Origin of the sequence: uncultured Pseudomonas sp., assembly GCF_913777995.1 — a bacterium.
Classification (GTDB): Bacteria; Pseudomonadota; Gammaproteobacteria; order Pseudomonadales; family Pseudomonadaceae; genus Aquipseudomonas.
The window spans coordinates 1-18912 of sequence record NZ_CAJYVE010000003.1 but is presented as its reverse complement, the minus strand read 5'-3'; the positions used below and the strand labels follow the sequence as shown (position 1 = coordinate 18912).

Genomic DNA, 18912 nt, shown 5'->3' with positions numbered 1-18912 from the left:
GCTGTCTTTTTGGAGTACGCCATGTCGTCGTTTATGGAAATGATCGAAAACATCACCCCTGACATCTACGAGAGCCTCAAGCTGGCCGTGGAAATCGGCAAGTGGTCCGATGGCCGCAAGCTGACCCAGGAGCAGCGCGAACTGTCGATGCAGGCGCTGATCGCCTGGGAAGTGCGCAACCTGCCCGAAGAGCAGCGCACTGGCTACATGGGGCCGCAGGAATGCGCGTCGAAGTCGGCACCGATCCCCAACATCCTGTTCAAGTCGGACGCCATCCATTGATCGAATTGGGCCGAGGTTCCGTCAACAAGATGGCGGCGCGTCAGTCGGACGCGCCACATGTGCAATACGCGTTTCGCCTGGGCGACGCGGAAATTCCGGTCAACCCGCTGATCGGCCAGAGCCTGCGCCTGGAGTACCTGGGCGCCATTCACTGCAGCCACTGCGGGCGCAAGACCAAGACCAGCTACAGCCAGGGCTATTGCTACCCTTGCATGCAGAAGCTGGCGCAGTGCGATATCTGCATCATGAGCCCCGAGAAGTGCCATCACCACGAAGGCACCTGCCGCGAGCCGGCCTGGGGCGAGCAGTTCTGCATGACCGACCACATCGTCTACCTGGCCAATTCGTCCGGGGTCAAGGTCGGTATCACCCGCGCCACCCAGCTGCCGACCCGTTGGCTGGACCAGGGCGCCAGCCAGGCGCTGCCGATCCTGCGCGTCGCCACCCGCCAGCAATCGGGCTTCGTCGAAGACCTGCTGCGCAGCCAGGTCGCTGACCGCACCAACTGGCGTGAACTGCTCAAGGGCGAGGCGCTGCCGGTAGACCTGGTGGCCATTCGTGAGCAGCTGTTCGCCCAGTGCGCCGATGGCCTGGCGGCGCTGCAGGCACGTTTCGGCCTGCAGGCCATCCAGCTGCTCAGCGATGCCGAGCCGCTGACGTTCAGTTATCCGGTCGAGGCCTACCCGACCAAGATCGTCAGTTTCAACCTGGACAAGAACCCGGTGGTGGAAGGTACGCTGCTGGGTATCAAGGGCCAGTACCTGATTTTCGACACCGGCGTCATCAATATCCGCAAGTACACCGCCTACCAGATGGCCGTGCTTCAGTAGTCTTGCCGCGTGCCGCCGGTGGGTGGCACGCCGAACCTCACAAGGATTCCGTATGCGCACTGAACAACCGCAAGCGATCTACCTCAAGGACTATCAGGCGCCCGAGTATCTCATCGACGAGACGCACCTGACCTTCGAGCTTTTCGAGGATCACACCCTGGTGCATGCGCAACTGGTGATGCGCCGCAACCCGGAGCGTGGTGCGGGCCTGCCGCCGCTGGTGCTCGATGGCCAGCAGCTGGAACTGCTGGCACTGCAACTCGACGACCGTGAACTGCAGCCTGGCGATTACCAGCTGAGCGACAGCCACCTGACTCTGCAACCGGCCGGTGAGCGCTTCACCCTCGACAGCACGGTGCGCATCCACCCCGAGACCAACACCGCGCTGGAAGGCCTGTACAAGTCCGGCGGCATGTTCTGCACCCAGTGCGAGGCCGAGGGCTTTCGCAAGATCACCTATTACCTTGACCGCCCGGACGTGATGAGCAGCTTCACCACCACGGTCAGCGGCGACAAGCAGAAGTACCCGATCCTGCTCTCCAACGGCAACCCGGTGGCCAGCGGCGAAGAGGGCGATGGTCGGCACTGGGCGACCTGGGAAGACCCGTTCCGCAAGCCCGCCTACCTGTTCGCCCTGGTGGCCGGCGACCTGTGGTGCGTCGAAGACAGCTTCACCACCCGCAGCCAGCGCGAAGTGACCCTGCGCATCTACGTCGAGCCGGAAAACATCGACAAGTGCCAGCACGCCATGGACAGCCTGAAGAAGTCGATGCGCTGGGATGAAGAGACCTATGGCCGCGAGTACGACCTGGACATCTTCATGATCGTCGCGGTCAACGACTTCAACATGGGTGCCATGGAGAACAAGGGCCTCAACATCTTCAACTCCAGCGCCGTGCTGGCCCGCGCCGAAACCGCTACCGACGCCGCGCACCAGCGTGTCGAGGCGATCGTCGCCCACGAATACTTCCACAACTGGTCGGGCAACCGCGTCACCTGTCGCGACTGGTTCCAGCTGTCGCTCAAGGAAGGCTTCACCGTGTTCCGCGACGCCGGGTTCTCGGCCGACATGAACTCGGCCACGGTCAAGCGCATCCAGGACGTGGCCTACCTGCGCACCCACCAGTTCGCCGAAGACGCCGGCCCCATGGCCCACCCGGTGCGTCCGGACAGCTTCATCGAGATTTCCAACTTCTACACCCTTACCGTCTACGAGAAGGGCTCGGAAGTGGTCGGCATGTTGCACACCCTGCTCGGCGCGGAAGGCTTTCGCCAGGGCAGCGACCTGTACTTCGAGCGTCACGACGGCCAGGCGGTGACCTGCGACGACTTCGTCAAGGCCATGGAAGACGCCAACGGTGTCGACCTGACCCAGTTCAAGCGCTGGTACAGCCAGGCCGGCACGCCGCGCCTGGACGTCAGCGAGGCCTATGACAGCGCCGCGCAGACCTACAGCCTGACCTTCCGCCAGAGCTGCCCGGCGACCCCGGACAAGCAGGAGAAGCTGCCCTTCGTGATTCCGGTAGCCCTCGGCCTGCTGGACGCGCAAGGGCAGGAACTGCCGCTGCGTCTGCTGGGCGAAGCGGCCGCTCAGGGCGGCAGCCGGGTGATTGCGGTCACCGAGGCCGAGCAGACCTTCTCCTTCGTCGACGTGCCTGCCAAGCCGTTGCCATCGCTGCTGCGCGGCTTTTCGGCACCCGTGAAGCTGAGCTTCCCCTACGACCGCGACCAACTGATGTTCCTCATGCAGCACGACAGCGACGGTTTCAACCGTTGGGAAGCCGGCCAGCAGTTGGCGGTGCAGGTGCTCCAGGAGCTGATCGGCCAGCATCAGGCCGGCCAGCCGCTGGTGCTCGACCCACGGCTACCCACCGCACTCGGCACGGTGCTGGGTGACGAGAGCCTGGACCCGGCCATGGTCGCGGAAATGCTCCCGCTGCCCGGCGAGGCCTACCTGACCGAGATCAGCGAAGTCGCCGACGTGGATGCCATCCACGCGGCCCGCGAGTTCGCTCGCCAGCAGATCGCTGCCGCCCTGTTCGACGCCCTGTGGGCGCGTTACCAGGCCAATCGCGAAGTGTCGCGCAACACGCCATACGTGGCCGAAGCCGCGCATTTCGCCCGCCGTGCCCTGCAGAACATCGCCCTGTCGTACCTGATGCTCAGCGAGAAGCCACAAGTGCTGGCCGCGGCCATCGAGCAGTTCGATGCCGCCGACAACATGACCGAGCGCCTTACCGCCCTGGCGGTGCTGGTCAATTCGCCGTTCGAGCAGGAGCGTGCCCAGGCCCTGGCGGTGTTCGCCGAGCACTTCAAGGACAACCCGCTGGTCATGGACCAGTGGTTCAGCGTGCAGGCCGGCAGCCCGCTGCCCGGTGGCCTGGCGCGGGTACGCGAGCTGATGCAGCACCCGGCGTTCAACATCAAGAACCCCAACAAGGTACGCGCGCTGATCGGCGCCTTTGCCGGGCAGAATCTGGTCAACTTCCATGCCGCCGACGGCTCGGGTTACCGCTTCCTGGCCGACATCGTCATCCAGCTGAACGGCTTCAACCCGCAGATCGCCTCGCGTCAGCTGGCACCGCTAACGCGCTGGCGCAAGTACGACAGCGCCCGCCAGGCGCTGATGAAGGCTGAGCTGGAGCGCATTCGCAGCTCCGGCGAGCTGTCCCCCGATGTGTATGAGGTGGTCAGCAAGAGCCTGGCGTGACCGCCTTGGGTCATGCTGAACCTCAAGGGCGCTTCCCGTTACGGGCAGCGCCCTTTTTCATGGGGCGTCGACCCCTGGCTGGTCATGTTGTGATGCAATCAGCACAAAATCTCACATGTGATGACTATCGCGCCTGGGAAGCTTCTGTTAGCGTTCGCCATCACTGTGTCAACGAATTCAGGGAGCAGTGCCTCATGCCTCGCCAGAACGGCAGCGACAACGCAGCTGGCTCGGGCCGGAGCCTGAAAAGCTCGACCGACTACATGCGCGAGATGCGCCAGCGTCTCAAGGACGCCGGCCTGGTCAAGCGCGAGTTCTGGATCCGGCCCGAGAACGTCGATGCCCTGCGTGGCATCGAGAAAGCCCTGCGCCAGCCCTACCTCGGTAAACGAATCAAACTGGAGGATTTCATGACCGAGAACACCCAATGGACCATCCATTCGCTGCACAAGGCCCTGGCCGGGCTTGACCTGGTGATCCAGGGTCAGATCGAGCTGGCCCTGACCGAAGGTACCGAGACCGGCATTCGCCTGATCCTCACCGAGTACGGTGATCTGCCGGTGTATCTGGCGGTGGAGGGCGAGCAGATCCTCGCCGATACCACCCTGATCGAAACCCGCCGCGTCAAGGACCCGGCTGCGTTCAACGACCTGGTGCTGCGCAGTCGCGACCTGTTCCCGCTGTCCTCGGTGGGCATCGAGCGCCTGGCCGATGGCCAGGAGGTTTACTGCCTGTTCGGCGCGTTGAGCGCCGCGTCGAGCCTGACCGTGATCGTCCAGGAGATCCTCACCCTGGCCGACAACGTGATCCACGCCGCCGAAGCCTTCGAAGACCATTTCACCGCCTGAACACCGCCCTAGGCAGGAGAGCATTCATGACCACAAGCATCTGGAAGAAACTGGTCACCGCCGTGCGCGGTGGAGCCTCGGAAGTCGGTGAAGCCATCGCCGATGCCAACGCCCTGCGCATTCTCGACCAGGAAATCCGCGACGCCGAGAACGCCCTGGCCAAGGCCCGCGAAGGGCTGATCGGCATCAAGGCCAAGCACAAGCTGTCGGCCCAGCGTCTCGAAGAGCACGCCACCAACATCGCCAACTGGGAAGGTCGCGCTCTGCAGGCGCTGAACAAGGGCGAAGAGGGCCTGGCCGGCGAATGCGCGGCGAAGATCGCCGAGATCGAAGCCCAGCGTGACCAGGAAAAGACCCTGGCCGACCAGTTCGGCCAGCAGGCCGAACTGCTGCAAGAGCAGGTGATCAAGTCCGAAGCACGCATCCGTGGCCTCAAGCAGCAGGTGGAAATGGCCAAGGCACGGGAAACCGTACAGCGTGCCCGGGTCGCCACCGCCAATGCCACTGGCGGTGCCAATGGTGCAGTGGAAACCGCCGTCGGCTCACTGGCGCGCCTCAAGCAGCGCCAGGACGAGCGCGATGCCAAGCTCGAAGCGGCCGAAGAACTGGCCAGCCAGGCCAACGGCGGTGACCTGGAGCGACGTCTGCAGGAAGCCGGTATCGGCGCCCGCAGTGGCGGTGCCGACGACGTACTGGCCCGCCTCAAGGCCCGCCAGACCCCGCAGTAACTCCCAGCGCTGCCCCCGGCTTCCCGGGGGGCAGCGGCATGCCATTTCGTTAAGGACGACCCCTTGGCACTCTCCACCCGACTGCGTGTCATCCTCGGCCTGGCCCTGCTCATGCTGGCGGTACAGCTGTATAACGCCGCCAGTGGCTACAGCCTGGTCGGGCACGGTATCCTGCCGCGCCACCTGTGGGGATTGCAGGGCATCGTCTTCGCGCCTTTCCTGCATGGTTCCATGGCTCATCTGCTGAGCAACCTGGTGCCGTTCCTGGTGCTCAGCTGGCTGGTGGCCACTGAAGGCGTCGGTCGCTACCTGAGGGTCGTGCTGCTGGTCTGTCTGGTCGGTGGCGGGCTGGTCTGGCTGGTGGGCCGCAGCAGCCTGCATGTGGGGGCCAGCGGCCTGATCTTCGGCTTGTGGACCTACCTGCTGGCCCGCGCCTGGTACCAGCGCAGCCTGGCCAGCCTGGGCCTGGCACTGATCGCCCTGGTGGCCTATAGCGGGATGCTGGCCGGTTTCGTGCCGGTGCCCGGTGTATCGTTCGAATCGCATATCGCCGGTGCGTTCGCCGGCATCCTCGCGGCCCGCTGGCTGCACGCGGGGCAGGGCACATGAGGCGCCGAGTGGCGAGCGCACGGTTTCAAGGAGAAACGCTATGAGTTGGTTCAAGCGGGTCATGGGCCTCGAAGCCCCGGCCCCCAAGGGTGCGCTCAGCGCCAACGGCAGCCCGCTGGGGCTGCGCAATGGCGGCATGCTGTGCCTGGATTCGTCGTTGAAGCTGCTGCTCGACGGCCATTCCTATGTGGTATTGCCGGGCGACGAGAAGATCTGGGCCACCGGCCGGATCGACCTCGGCCAGGCCATGACCCTGTGGCGCTTCTACCTGGATGACGAAGACTACTTCCTGCAGGTGGTCAGCAACGGCCCGCAGCCTGAAGATGTCCAGGACATCATTCTCTTCGGCTACTACAGCGCCACGCCCATCAACAGCCGTGACGAACTGCTGCGCCTGACCGGGCCGGACTCGCCGATCGGCCTGCCCACCTACGAACATGAAGGCGAAGTGTTCGAACGCCAATGGGGTAGCGAAGCCGGGCAGACCGAACTCACGCCCATGCTCGAACAGGTTGCCAGCCCCGACAGCCGCTACCAGGTCAAGCACCTGAGCATGCTCTATGCCCGTGAAACCGGTCTGATCGGCCGCCGTGAGTTCCTGCTGTTTTCGCTGGAAGAAGACGAGGAGGGGAACCTCACCCTGACCACGGCGGTCGGTGTGACGCTCGCTTCCACCGATATCACCGTTCTCTAAAGACAAGGAAATCTTCATGATCGATGCGTTGCGCATGTCGCTCGATGCCCAGGCGGTCTTCGGCTTCATCCTCTACATCCTGGTGGCCGCGGCACTGTTCGCGCTTTTCCAGTTCATCTACACCCGCATCACACCGCACAAGGAGTTCGCGCTGATCCGCGACAACAACCCGGCCGCCGCGCTGGCCCTGGGTGGTTCGCTGATCGGTTTCGCCTTGCCCGCCAGCAACGTCATCGCCTACAGCATCAATATCCTCGACGTCATCGTCTGGGCGCTGATCGCCGCCGTGGTGCAACTGCTGGCCTTCGGTGTTACCAGCCTGGTGCTCAGGGGCCTTTCGGCGCGCATCGCCAAGGGCGAGATGGCGGCAGCCATCTATGCCGCCAGCGTGGCGATCAGCGTGGGCCTGCTCAACGCGGCCTGCATGACCCCCGCGAACTGAGGGCGCCGCCATGAGACGCAGCCCCACTCAACTGGTACTGGTCGGCACCCTGCCACTGGCCCTCACTGCCTGCGGAGGCTCGGACGACGAGCCGAACTTCAGCGCACAGACCACCTTCGCCTCGGTGCAGGAGTGCGCCAACGCCAAGGTGCCGGTGGATTTCTGTTCCGAGGCCTACATGAAGGCCCTGGCCGAACACCTGCGCATTGCGCCGACCTATGACGACCAGGCGTCCTGCGAGGCCGACTTCGTTCCCGACTACTGCCAGGCCACCTCCGACGGCAAGTACATGCCCAAGGTGGGCGGCTTCCAGCTGTCGTTCGAAGGCAACGTGCCCAAGGACGTGCTGCAGCAGACCAACCAGCAACTGGTGCAGTCCAACCCCGGCGCCAGCAGCAACTTCCTTACCGGCCTGCTGATCGGCAACCTGCTGAGCAATGGCTTTGGCAGCCGCTACGCGACGCAGCCGGTGTACATGAACCGCGATGACCGTGGCGGTTACTACAGTTCGACGCTGTACAGCCAGATCGACCGCGGCAAGACCTACAGCCGCTCGACCCAGGCGCGCTACAGCCCCGACAAGACCTACAGCAAGACCACCCTGGCACGCAGCCTGGGCGCTGGCTCCTCGGTTTCGTCCACGGTTTCGCGTGGCGGTTTCGGCAGCCAGGCCACCGCGCGCAGTGGCTGGGGTGGCAAGAGCAGCAGCCGCTCCAGCTTCGGCGGCTGAGACTCGGCAAGGACGGGGTCATGAAACGGATCAGCATCGCAGAACGCCCGGACTGGCGGACCACCGCCGAGCGCGAAGGCTTCGACTTTCACACCATCGAGGGTGAACGCTACTGGGACGAACGGCATTACTACCTGTTCAGCGAGGCGCAGGTGACCCGCGACCTCGAAGCCCCCACCCGCGAGCTGCACCAGCTGTGCCTGGACGCCGTGGCGCGGGTCGTGGAAAGCGAAGCGCTGTTGCACCAGCTGGCGATTCCGCCGGCGTACTTCGACCTGATCCGCGACTCCTGGCGACGCCGTGAGCCGCACCTGTATGCGCGCTTCGACTTTGCCTACCACGGCGATGGACCGGCGAAGATGTACGAGATCAACGCCGACACCCCCACCAGCCTGATGGAGGCGGCGGCTTTCCAGCTGGTGTGGCTGGACGAACAGATCGCCCGTGGCGAGCTGCCGGCTGCGGCCAGCCAATTCAATGCCATTGCCACCGACCTGGTCGCGGCTTTCGAGGCGTTTCGCGGCCCGGCGCCTTTCTATTTCTCGGCCATGTCCGGTTCGGCCGAAGACCGCGGCACCACCGAGTTCCTGCGACGCATGGCCGGGCACGCGGGGATCGCCACCCGGCATATCGACATCGAGGACATCGGACTGGACGCTGCGGGGCGCTTCGTCGACTTGCAGGGTCGCCCCATCGAGCGCTTGTTCAAGCTGCATGCCTGGGAGCACATCTTCCACGAGCCATTCGGCCAGCATGTGGCGGCCAGCGGCACGCAGTTCGTCGAGCCGGCCTGGAAAGCGATTCTCAGCAACAAGGGCATCCTGCCGCTGCTCTGGCAGTTCAACGAGGGCCACCCGAACCTGCTGCCAGCGTTTGTCGACGACCGTCCCGGGGCCGCAGTGCCCAAGGGGTGGGTGCGCAAACCGTACTTTTCCCGCGAAGGGGCGAACATCGAGATTCGTACGCCAGGTGACGAGACCATCGCCGAAGATGGCCCCTACACCGATGCGCCGTACATCCTGCAGGCGTATTCGCCATTACCGCGCTTTGGCGACAGCTATACGCTGGTCGGCGCCTGGGTGATCGGCGACCAGGCTTCGGGTATCGGCATTCGCGAAGATGACAGCCTGATCACCAAGGACAGCAGCCGCTTCCTGCCTCATGTGGTGATCGACTGAGCGGCCCGCATGGCAGGGCGCGACCGGTCGCTTAACAAAACATAACGTCGCGTCGATTGTCAGGCGTCGGCGTTGCCTTCTAGGATGAACCGGCTTCCACAAAGCGTCGCGCGGCCCCCGGGTGTGCGCTGCATAACAAGAACAGGGAGAGTTTCATGCACGAGCCCACCGCCCGGTGCCTGCGCCGCACCGCGCTCTGGCTGGCCACGCTGCTGGTCATGCCGTTCAGCGTTTCCCTCCATGCCGCCAGCGACACGGTCCAGGCCGATGTATATGCCATCGAGTCGAACAGAGCTGCCACGACCCTGTTGCTCGACGTGGCCCACGCCGGGCCGCGCCTGGTGGCCGTGGGCGATCATGGCCACATTCTCTATTCCGATGACCAGGGCCAGAGCTGGCAGCAGGCGCGGGTGCCCAGCCGCCAGCTGCTGACGGCGGTGTATTTCGTCGATGAACGACATGGCTGGGCCGTCGGCCACGATGCACAGATCCTTGCCAGCAGCGACGGCGGGCAGACCTGGAGCAAGCAGTTCGAGGACCAGCAGCGCGAGGCGCCGTTGCTCGACGTGTGGTTCCAGGACCCGAACACCGGCTTCGCGGTAGGTGCCTACGGCGCATTGCTGGCAACGCTGGACGGCGGGCGGCATTGGGACTATGTGAGTGCGCGCCTGGACAACGAGGACCAGTTCCACCTCAATGCCATCGCAGCGATTCCCGAGGCCGGGCTGTTCATCGTCGGCGAGGCGGGTGGCATGTACCGCTCCCGCGACCTGGGGCAGAGCTGGGAAAAGCTCGACAGCCCTTACCACGGTTCGTTGTTCGGGGTGATCGCCACCGGCCAGCCGCAGACCCTGCTGGTGTTCGGCCTGCGCGGCAACCTGCTGCGCTCCAGCGACTTCGGTGACAGCTGGGAGGCGGTGCAGGCGCAGGATGAGCGCGGCGCGCTGCAGGCCACCCTGGCCGGTGCCGGGCGACTCGACGACGGTTCGCTGGTGCTGGTGGGCAACGCCGGCACCGTCTTGCGCAGCACGGACGCCGGGCAGAATTTCACCGTGTTCAATCGCCCGGACCACATCGCCCTGGCCGGGGTTGCCGGCAATGCCAGGGGCGAACTGATCCTGGTCGGCCAGGGCGGCGTGCGCCTCGGCTCTTCAGACGGCGCGGCGCTCGAGCAGCGATAAGCACAAGGACCCCAGGCATGAACGATCTCCAGCACCCGCGTACCGATGAGCGCGCCACCTTCCTTGAGCGGCTGATCTTCGACAACCGCCCCACGGTGATCATCCTCTGTCTGCTGACCAGCCTGTTGCTGGCCTGGCAGGCTCTGCAGGTCAGGCCGTCGACCAGTTTCGAGAAGATGATCCCGCTCGGCCACCCCTACATCCAGAACATGCTGGCCCACCGCAACGACCTGGCCAACCTGGGCAATACCGTGCGTATCGCTGTGCAGGCGCGCGATGGCGATATCTTTTCGGCGTCCTACATGGAAACCCTGCGCGAGATCCATGACGAAGCCTTCTACATTCCGGGCGTCGACCGTTCGGGCCTGAAGTCGCTGTGGAGCCCCAGCGTACGCTGGACCGAGGTCACCGAAGAGGGCTTCGCCGGTGGCGAGGTGATACCCAAGAGCTACGACGGCTCACGCGACAGCCTCGATCAACTGCGCAACAACGTGCTCAAGTCCGGACAGGTCGGGCGTCTGGTGGCCAATGACTTCAAGTCGAGCATCGTCGAGTTCCCGTTGCTGGAAGCCTATCCGGACCCGAACGACCAGAGCGTGCTGCTCAACCTGGACTACCAGGGCTTCTCCCATCAACTCGAAGAGAAGATCCGCGACAAGTACCAGCTGAAGAATCCGCAGGTCAGTATCCACATCGTCGGCTTCGCCAAGAAGGTCGGTGACCTGATCGACGGGCTGTTCATGGTCGTGGCGTTCTTCGCCGTCGCCTTTCTGATCACCCTGGTGCTGCTGGTATGGTTCACCCGCTGCCTGCGCAGCACGGTGGCAGTACTCAGTACCACCTTGATCGCGGTGATCTGGCAACTGGGCCTGATGCACATGGCCGGGTTCGGTATCGACCCCTATTCGATGCTGGTGCCGTTCCTGATCTTCGCCATCGGCATTTCCCACGGGGTGCAGAAGATCAACGGCATCGCCCTGCAGTCCGGCGAGGCCGACGGCCCCCTCACTGCCGCACGGCGCACCTTCCGGCAGCTGTTCCTGCCGGGCATGATCGCGATCCTTGCCGATGCGGTGGGCTTCATCACCCTGCTGATCATCGACATCGGAGTGATTCGCGAGCTGGCCATCGGGGCTTCCATTGGTGTGGCGGTGATCGTCTTCACCAACCTGATCCTGCTGCCTGTGGCGATTTCCTACGTGGGGATCAGCAAACGTGCGGTGGTGCGCAGCAAGCAGGATGCGGTGTCGGAGCATCCGTTCTGGCGCCTGCTGGCCAACTTCGCCAGCCCCCGCGTGGCGCCGGTATCCATCGTCCTGGCACTGCTGGCCTTCGGTGGCGGGCTCTGGTACAGCCAGAACCTGAAGATCGGCGATCTCGACCAGGGTGCGCCTGAACTGCGCCCGGACTCGCGTTACAACCAGGACAACGCGTTCATCATCCAGCACTACGCGACCAGCTCCGACGTGCTGGTGGTCATGGTCAAGACCCCGACCGAGGGCTGCTCGGCCTATTCGACCCTGTCGACCATGGGCGAACTGGCCTGGAAAATGGACAACACCCCTGGTGTGCAGTCGACCATCTCGATGGTCAATGTCTCGCGCCAGGTGATCAAGGGCATGAACGAGGGCAGCCTCAAGTGGGAGACGCTGTCGCGCAACAAAGACGTGCTCAACAGCTCCATCGCTCGCGCCGAGGGCCTGTACAACGCTGACTGCTCGGTGGCGCCGCTGCTGATTTTCCTCAACGACCACAAGGCCGAGACCCTGGAACGCGCCGTGGCGGCGGTCAAGGCGTTCGCCGCCGAGCATGACGGCCCGCAGTTGCAGTTCCTCCTGGCGGCGGGCAACGCCGGGATCGAAGCCGCCACCAACGAGGTGATCAGGGAGTCCGAGCTGCTGATTCTGATACTGGTCTATCTCTGCGTGGCCGGCATGTGCCTGATCACCTTCCGCTCCTGGGCAGCGACCTTGTGCATCGTCCTGCCGCTGGTGCTCACCTCGGTGCTGGGCAATGCGCTGATGGCCCTGCTGGGCATCGGCGTGAAAGTCGCCACGCTGCCGGTGATCGCCCTGGGGGTGGGCATCGGCGTGGACTACGGCATCTATATCTACAGCCGCCTGGAGAGCTTTCTGCGCGCGGGCCTGCCGTTGCAGGAAGCCTACTACGAGACGCTCAAGTCCACCGGCAAGGCGGTGCTGTTCACCGGCCTGTGCCTGGCCATCGGGGTGTGTACCTGGATCTTCTCGGCCATCAAGTTCCAGGCCGACATGGGCCTGATGCTGACCTTCATGCTGCTGTGGAACATGTTCGGCGCGTTGTGGCTATTGCCCGCCCTGGCGCGTTTTCTGATCAAGCCGCAGAAGCTGGCCGGGCAGGTGGGACACTCGCTGTTCTCCCACTGAAACGCGATGGGGCAGGGCGCGGTAGCGCGCTTTGCCCTATCATGGGCGCTTTCTTCAACAGGCCTGTGATTTACCCATGACCACTTCTACCTTTCTGCACGCCCTGCAAACCACCACCATGCTTGAAATCGACGGGCTGCACGCCTGGGAGTTCAGCCTGGACAACGGCCTGCAGGTCGAATGCATGGACGGCCGGGCGCGCAAGGTCTGGGCCTTCACCCCGGCCCAGGTCGAAGCGGCCAGTTTCGATGAGTCGCTGCAGAGCTGGGTGATCAGCGACGGCCAGGCCGACCATCGCGTGGTGTGCCTGGACGCCTTCAGCCCCGACGATGACGAGGAAACCGACCTGGATTGATCCAGGTCAGTTCCCACGTCTGCCTGCGCCCTTAGACTCCGGGGGCGTGCCAGTCGTCCCGTCAGGGGCGAGCGGCATCGGGATGGTAGGGTGCCCGCTCGCCGTGGCGGGCACTACACACGGATGTGCTTGCCTTTTCTTGCTCCCCCGCTGGAGCAACGACCTTCATTCCGCCGGCTGCTGCCGGTATCCGCTCCATGGAAGCGAGCGAAGCACATTCAGGGAGATTGTCTTATGCCTGTTCAAGGCGCGTTGAGCCGTGCGCGGCTGTTGTCGACTTTTCTCGGGGCTCTGCTGCTGGTGGCCGGGCTGGTGACCTTGCTGGCCGGCGTGCAGCTGGCCGAGCTGGGTGGCACCTGGTATTTCACCCTGTCAGGGCTGGGGCTCGCCGCCTGCGGGATATTGCTGATGGCGGCCCTGCGCTGTGCGCTGTGGCTGTTCAGCCTGTGCCTGGCCTGCGCCACGGTCTGGGCCTTGTGGGAGGTAGGGCTGGACCCCATGCAGCTGCCGCCGCGCCTGCTGGTCTGGTTCCTGGCCGGGCTGCTGCTGTTGCTGCCGGTCTTGCGCCGCGGCCTGCGGCCGGTCCGTCGGTCGTTTTCCCTGGCGCATCTGGTGGTGGCGCTGCTGCTGGCGGGGATCTGCCTGGATCCGCTGGCCCAGGTGCGTCTTTCCCGGGAATACGACAGGCCCTGGTATGGCGTGCTGCTGCCACCGGTGCTGAGTGTGGTGCTGGCGATGGACGATGCTCTGGGCCGCGTTGCGCGCCTGGCCGAGGGTTGAGCTGAACCTTTGCCGGTTGCTCGCTGTCCGCATGCTCAACGGCTTGCAACGCCCCTATAAAAAGGAAGACCGCCATGTTCCGGCCCCTGCTGTCTTGCCTGGCGATGGCCAGTATGTTCGGTGTGATGAACGTACAGGCCAGACAGGAATCGGACTTCGACCTGCTGGTCGGCACCTATACCCAGGGTGCCAGCCAAGGCTTCTACCGTCTTGGCTTCGATAGCCAGACCGGGCTGATCGACAGCCAGCCGCGCCAGGTGGTGCAAGCCGGCAACCCTTCCTGGCTGGCGCTTTCCCGAGAAGGCGGCTACCTGTTCGTGGCCAACGAGAACGGTCCCGGCCAGGCTGACGAGCGCGGCAAGGTCAGCAGCTACACCGTGGATGGGTCAAGCCATCAAGTGACGGCGATCAATCAGGTGGCCAGCCAGGGTGATGAGCCGACCCATGCCAACCTGACGCTCGACCAGCGTTTCCTGCTGGTGGCCAACTATGCGGTACAACCCAGGCCCGGTGGCTCCCTCGCGGTGTTTCCCGTGGACAGCAGCGGACGCCTGGGTGACGCCGTGCAGGTGCTTGGTCCGAACCCGCCGAGCAAAGTGAATGCCGAGCGGCAGGCTTCGTCCCATGTGCATGCCGTGGTGCCGGCACCGGAAGGCGACTACGTGGTGGCGGCTGACCTGGGGGCCGATCGCCTGTTCGTCTACCGTTATGACCCCAGCCTTGCCCAGCCGTTGCGGCGCGCCGCACACCCGCAGGTGCGCCTGCCGCCTGGCAGTGGTCCACGGCATCTGTTGTTCAGTGAAGATGGCCGGCATGCCTGGCTGACCTTGGAAATGTCGGCACAGGTGGCGGTGTTCGATTACCAGAACGGTCAGTTCCGCCAGACCCAGCTGGTCGACCTCAAGGGTTCCGACAAGCGTCAGGCAGTCGGTGCCAGCGGCTTGCATGCTTCCGCTGATGGGCGCTTCCTGTATGTCGCCAACCGTGGGGATGCCAATCAGTTGCTGGTATTCGGCATCGACCCGGCCAGTGGTCACCTGAAGGAAATCCAGCGACGCTCGGTCGAGGGACGTGAACCGCGAGAATTCAGCATCGACCCCAGCGGTCGCTTTCTGCTGGTTGCCAATCAGAAGAGCAACCAGATCGTCACCCTGCGCCGCGACCCGCAGACCGGGATGCTGGGCGACATCGTCCAGGCGCTGGACATCGACTCGCCTTCGGCACTGGTGTTTCTCCCCGCTGCCCGCTGAGCCGGTCGCGGCTCGAAGCGGGCGGGGCGCCATTATCAATCTCGCTGATACACGCTAGTGGCCTAAAGGATTTTTGCCAGGCACGCCCCGGGAGTAAGTTTGATCCATGGCCAACGAGGCCCTGAACCCAGACCGAATTCCAAGGAGCACCACCATGAACTTCAATGTCTTTTCGCTGATCGCCGCTTCAGCCATCTCCGCGACCGTCGCCCTGCCTGCCAGTGCCAGTTCCGAAGTGGCGGAAAACAAGCTGCATGCCACCCAGAGCCAGAGCTACACCCCGCAGTACCTGCAACAGAGCGCCAAGTTCTACGCCGCCCTGGACCATAAAAGCGTTGAGTAAGGCGAGACCCTGAGGCTTTCGCGAGTCAGTTTGCCCACCCCTGACTGACGACCCCTGCCCATGGCGCGGCAGACCCCGCAGATCCGGCTGCAAGCCTGCTCGCGAAAGCCTCTTCGTTGAATGATCCCCGCCCACCTCACGGTTGGCGGGGATTTTTTTCGTCTTGCACGGGGTCGGAATCTTATCGACCGTGGCATCGAATTCATTGATGACCGCTATATGCAACGATGTTTTTTCATCTAAAGGGTTTTCAATGATGCTAGGGTCATCAAATCCCCGAGGAGCCAGACCTATGGCCACCGCCATACTTCATTCGATCAGGCAGGGCGCCTATATCGCCATCGCTCTGTATGTCGTGTTCATCGCCGTCATTACCCTGACCAGCGCCCACCCACAGCTCACCGACAGTCAGGCACCGGCCGTGGTGCACGATGCGGGCAGCGCTCAGCCGGTGGCGCAGCACACCTCCTGAGGCGCACTTACAGGCTGACCAGCTCGCTCACCGGCAGGCGGTTGTCAGTCTTCAGTTCGCGCAGCGACAGGTTGGAGCGGATGCTCGACACCCCCGGCAGCGTGCGCAGCACCTTCTCGACGAAACGGCTGTAGCTGTCCAGGTCCCGGGCCACCACCTGCAGCAGGTAGTCCGCCTCACCGGTGGTGTTGTGGCAGCTGAGCACCTGTGGCGCGGCCTGGATGATGCGCTCGAATTGCGCGGTGACCTCTTCACTGTGCTCATGGCAGGAAATCTGTACGAAGGCCATCACCCCCAGGCCCAGCTTGCGGCGGTTGAGGATGGCCTGGTAGCCCTCGATGATGCCGCGCTCCTCCAGGCGTTTCTGGCGTCGCCAGCAGGAGGCGTCGCTGAGCGCGACCTGTTCGGCCAGGCGCGTGTTGGACAGCCTGCCATCGCGCTGAAGGCGTTCGGCGATTGCAATATCCACTCTGTCCAGATCGCTATCCATGAAAGAGTCCTGCGCTGAAAGGGAAAAGAGTGAAAGGTAATTTCACCATTCGCCCAGCGTCAATCGCATTCTGAAAAGTAATTTCAGGCGCTTGCGGCATACTTTTGCCAGCGTCCCGACCGCCTTTGGCGAGGGACAATGCCTGCAGATCTTCAGAGGTGATACCCATGAAAGCGGTCGTCTACGAAGCCTTTTCCCAACCGCCCCGGATCATGACCGTGGACGATCCGACTCCCGAGCGCCATGGCGTGGTGGTCCAAGTCAAGGGCACCGGCGTCTGTCGCAGCGACTGGCATGGCTGGAAAGGCCACGACCCGGACATCCAGCTGCCTCACGTGCCGGGCCATGAGCTGGCCGGTGTGGTGGCGGCGGTGGGCAAGGACGTCACGCGCTGGAAGGTCGGCGACCGGGTCACCGTGCCCTTCGTCGGTGGTTGCGGCGCCTGCCCGGAATGCCACAGCGGCAACCAGCAGGTCTGCTACAGCCAGTTCCAGCCTGGCTTCACTCACTGGGGGTCGTTCGCCGAATACGTGGGCATCCATCAGGCCGACCTCAATCTGGTAGCGCTGCCCGAGCACATGGACTTCGCCACGGCCGCCAGCCTGGGTTGCCGTTTCGTCACCTCGTTCCGCGCCGTGGTCGACCAGGGCAAGGTCAGCGCCGGGCAATGGGTGGCGGTCCATGGTTGCGGTGGCGTGGGCTTGTCGGCGGTGATGATCGCCCAGGCCCTGGGCGCCAATGTGGTCGCCATCGATATCGCCGACGACAAGCTCGACCTGGCGCGTGCCCTTGGCGCGGTGGCGACGGTGAATGCCAGCCAGGTGGCGGACGTCTGCGAAGCGGTGCGTGAAATCACCCAGGGCGGGGCGCATGTCTCGCTGGATGCCCTGGGGCATCCGAGCACCTGCTTCAACTCCATCGCCAACCTGCGTCGCCGCGGCAAGCACGTACAGGTGGGGCTGATGCTGGCCGACCACAGCACTCCGGCAATCCCGATGAGCCGGGTCATCGCTTATGAGCTGGAGATCCTGGGCAGCCACGGTATGCAGGCGCACCGCTACGACGCCATGCTGGCGATGATCGCCTCCGGCAAGTTGGCGCCGGAGAAACTGGTGGGCAAGACCATCAGCCTGGAGGCGTCCATCGAGGCGCTGATGAACATGGATCGGTTCGAGACGGCAGGGGTGACCGTCGTCACTCTCTAGCACTGCCCCCGGTGCGAGCGGTTTCAGCCGTGCACCAGGGCCAACCCGATTGGCGGCTCAGGCCGGTCCCACCCACCGGGTGGGATCGGCCTCTGTCGTTAACCTGGGTCAGCCCGATTCCCGGCTGAATCCAGTCTCACCAGGTCGTTGAGGGCGAGCGGAGCTGAAGGGACCGCGAACCGCACCCCGGCTGAAGCCCAATACGGGTCAGTCAGGCCGGGTAGGAGCGGCTTCAGCCGCGAAGCGACCGTATGTTCACAATAGATGCAGTGAATTTCCTGGCGCTTTCGCGAGCAAGCTCGCCCCCACAAGGCCGCAAGGCGCTTAATCGAACAGCGCTCCGCCCCGCGTTCAGGACCCCACTTCAAGCTGGCTCAGGCCGTTGCCCTGGCGCTTCACGCGGATCTGCACGGCGATGCGTTCGTGCATTTCCTGCACATGGGAGATCACCCCGACCTTGCGGCCCTGCGCCTGCAGGCCGTCGAGGGCATCCATGGCCAGTTGCAGGGATTCGGGGTCCAGGCTGCCGAAGCCTTCGTCGATGAACAGCGATTCGATGCGCAGGGTGCTGGAGGCCATCGATGCCAGCCCCAAGGCCAATGCCAGCGAGACCAGGAAGGTCTCGCCGCCCGACAGCGAGTGCACCGAGCGCAGTTCATCGCCCATTTCGGTATCCAGCACCAGCAGGCCGAGGGCGCTGCCGCCGCGTTTGAGGCGGTAGCGCCGGGCCAGCTGGCGCAACTGGTTGTTGGCGTGGTGCAGTAGCAGGTCGAGGTTGTAGCCCTGGGCGATCTTGCGGAACACATCGCCCGAGGCCGAGCCGATCAATGCATTCAGGCGTGCCCAACGTTGCCATTGCTGGTAGGCCTGGTCGATCTGTTCGGCCAGGGCCTGGCTGGCCTGTTGCCGGCGCTGGTCCTCGGCTTGATGGGCGCGCAGCTCAGCGCATTGCTGCTCCTGGGCTGACAGCTGCACGGCCAGCTCGGCGAGGGCGGTTTCCAGCGCTTCGACGGACAGTTCGCCGTGGGCCTGTGCGGTGTGTTGCTGCAGTTGCTGCTCACGCTCCCCTAGCAACACGCGGCCTTGCTCGACAGCTTTTTCCGCGGCCTGCAGGCGTTGGCGCAGCTCGCCCACCTGGCTGTCGTCGATGGCCAGCAGGCGGTCGAGGCCGGCGTCGTCCAGTTCCGGGTGTTCGCTGCGCCACTGGGCGATTTCGCCCTGCAGCTGCTGGTGCTCCTGCTCCAGTGCCTGTTGGCGCTGCTGGTTGGCCTTGAGTTCGCCGGCCAGTTGCACACCTTGGGTGTGCAGCGCCTGCAGTTGCCGGGCGCTGTCTGCCTCGGCGGCGCGGGCCTGCTCCAGCTGGGTGTCCATGTGCTGCTG

20 protein-coding genes are annotated in these 18912 nt (G+C 64.3%); 18 read left to right on the top strand and 2 right to left on the bottom strand.

All coding sequences use genetic code 11. The features are described from left to right. The first annotated feature begins 21 nt into the window (after nucleotides 1–21). The 17 genes from QZ497_RS00455 (at nucleotide 22) to QZ497_RS00375 (ending at nucleotide 15837) form a co-directional block, all read left to right on the top strand. Nucleotides 22–282, top strand: coding sequence for a DUF1315 family protein (locus QZ497_RS00455; protein ID WP_295470002.1), 261 nt, complete (start codon nucleotides 22–24; stop codon nucleotides 280–282). Further along, the gene (locus tag QZ497_RS00450; RefSeq protein ID WP_295469999.1) at nucleotides 279–1112 is read left to right on the top strand and encodes a DUF2797 domain-containing protein; all 834 of its coding nucleotides are present in this window, start codon (nucleotides 279–281) and stop codon (nucleotides 1110–1112) included. Before QZ497_RS00455 ends, QZ497_RS00450 begins: the two co-directional genes overlap by 4 nt. Before the next feature lie 52 nt (nucleotides 1113–1164). Further along, nucleotides 1165–3822 carry an aminopeptidase N gene (gene pepN / locus QZ497_RS00445; protein WP_295469997.1) on the top strand — a complete coding sequence of 886 codons (2658 nt, stop codon included), beginning with the start codon at nucleotides 1165–1167 and terminating at the stop codon, nucleotides 3820–3822. Nucleotides 3823–4016: 194 nt separating this feature from the next. Then, a complete protein-coding gene (locus QZ497_RS00440) occupies nucleotides 4017–4670 on the top strand; it encodes a YjfI family protein (protein WP_295469995.1) in 654 nt (217 codons plus the stop codon). 26 nt (nucleotides 4671–4696) lie between these two features. Further along, nucleotides 4697–5398 carry a PspA/IM30 family protein gene (locus tag QZ497_RS00435; protein WP_295469992.1) on the top strand — a complete coding sequence of 234 codons (702 nt, stop codon included), beginning with the start codon at nucleotides 4697–4699 and terminating at the stop codon, nucleotides 5396–5398. Nucleotides 5399–5461: 63 nt separating this feature from the next. Next, on the top strand, nucleotides 5462–6007 hold the full coding sequence (locus QZ497_RS00430; protein WP_295469990.1) for a rhomboid family intramembrane serine protease: 546 nt from the start codon (nucleotides 5462–5464) through the stop codon (nucleotides 6005–6007). A gap of 40 nt (nucleotides 6008–6047) precedes the next feature. Further along, the gene (locus QZ497_RS00425) at nucleotides 6048–6701 is read left to right on the top strand and encodes a DUF2491 family protein (RefSeq protein WP_295469988.1); all 654 of its coding nucleotides are present in this window, start codon (nucleotides 6048–6050) and stop codon (nucleotides 6699–6701) included. Nucleotides 6702–6717: 16 nt separating this feature from the next. Continuing rightward, complete coding sequence (locus QZ497_RS00420) at nucleotides 6718–7143, top strand: DUF350 domain-containing protein (protein WP_295469985.1); 426 nt, start codon at nucleotides 6718–6720, stop codon at nucleotides 7141–7143. Nucleotides 7144–7153: 10 nt separating this feature from the next. After that, nucleotides 7154–7873, top strand: coding sequence for a DUF1190 domain-containing protein (locus tag QZ497_RS00415; RefSeq protein WP_295469982.1), 720 nt, complete (start codon nucleotides 7154–7156; stop codon nucleotides 7871–7873). A gap of 20 nt (nucleotides 7874–7893) precedes the next feature. Next, nucleotides 7894–9051, top strand: a complete 1158-nt coding sequence (locus QZ497_RS00410) for a glutathionylspermidine synthase family protein (RefSeq protein WP_295469980.1) — start codon at nucleotides 7894–7896, stop codon at nucleotides 9049–9051. A 155-nt stretch (nucleotides 9052–9206) separates the two neighbouring features. After that, the gene (locus QZ497_RS00405; protein WP_295469978.1) at nucleotides 9207–10232 is read left to right on the top strand and encodes a YCF48-related protein; all 1026 of its coding nucleotides are present in this window, start codon (nucleotides 9207–9209) and stop codon (nucleotides 10230–10232) included. Between the two features lie 17 nt (nucleotides 10233–10249). Then, a complete protein-coding gene (locus QZ497_RS00400; protein WP_295469976.1) occupies nucleotides 10250–12637 on the top strand; it encodes an RND family transporter in 2388 nt (795 codons plus the stop codon). 76 nt (nucleotides 12638–12713) lie between these two features. Continuing rightward, nucleotides 12714–12992: a DUF5629 family protein gene (locus QZ497_RS00395; protein WP_295469973.1), complete on the top strand. Its 279-nt coding sequence runs from the start codon at nucleotides 12714–12716 to the stop codon at nucleotides 12990–12992. Nucleotides 12993–13226: 234 nt separating this feature from the next. Continuing rightward, complete coding sequence (locus QZ497_RS00390) at nucleotides 13227–13772, top strand: hypothetical protein (protein WP_295469969.1); 546 nt, start codon at nucleotides 13227–13229, stop codon at nucleotides 13770–13772. A gap of 74 nt (nucleotides 13773–13846) precedes the next feature. Continuing rightward, nucleotides 13847–15022, top strand: coding sequence for a lactonase family protein (locus QZ497_RS00385; protein WP_295469967.1), 1176 nt, complete (start codon nucleotides 13847–13849; stop codon nucleotides 15020–15022). A gap of 154 nt (nucleotides 15023–15176) precedes the next feature. Continuing rightward, nucleotides 15177–15365 (top strand): hypothetical protein, encoded by a 189-nt coding sequence (locus QZ497_RS00380; RefSeq protein WP_295469964.1) that lies wholly within the window; start codon nucleotides 15177–15179, stop codon nucleotides 15363–15365. A 292-nt stretch (nucleotides 15366–15657) separates the two neighbouring features. Beyond that, nucleotides 15658–15837, top strand: coding sequence for a hypothetical protein (locus tag QZ497_RS00375; RefSeq protein ID WP_295469961.1), 180 nt, complete (start codon nucleotides 15658–15660; stop codon nucleotides 15835–15837). A gap of 7 nt (nucleotides 15838–15844) precedes the next feature. Here the strand turns inward: QZ497_RS00375 and QZ497_RS00370 are convergent, their stop codons facing one another. After that, on the bottom strand, nucleotides 15845–16327 hold the full coding sequence (locus QZ497_RS00370; RefSeq protein WP_295469958.1) for an Lrp/AsnC family transcriptional regulator: 483 nt from the start codon (nucleotides 16325–16327) through the stop codon (nucleotides 15845–15847). Between the two features lie 167 nt (nucleotides 16328–16494). Between QZ497_RS00370 and QZ497_RS00365 the strand changes: the two genes are divergently transcribed. Further along, nucleotides 16495–17532 (top strand): zinc-dependent alcohol dehydrogenase family protein, encoded by a 1038-nt coding sequence (locus QZ497_RS00365; RefSeq protein ID WP_295469956.1) that lies wholly within the window; start codon nucleotides 16495–16497, stop codon nucleotides 17530–17532. A 351-nt stretch (nucleotides 17533–17883) separates the two neighbouring features. On the opposite strand, the gene QZ497_RS00360 is transcribed toward QZ497_RS00365, so the two are convergent. Beyond that, a partial coding sequence (locus QZ497_RS00360; protein WP_295469953.1) for an SbcC/MukB-like Walker B domain-containing protein occupies nucleotides 17884–18912 on the bottom strand: 1029 nt, incomplete at its 5' end.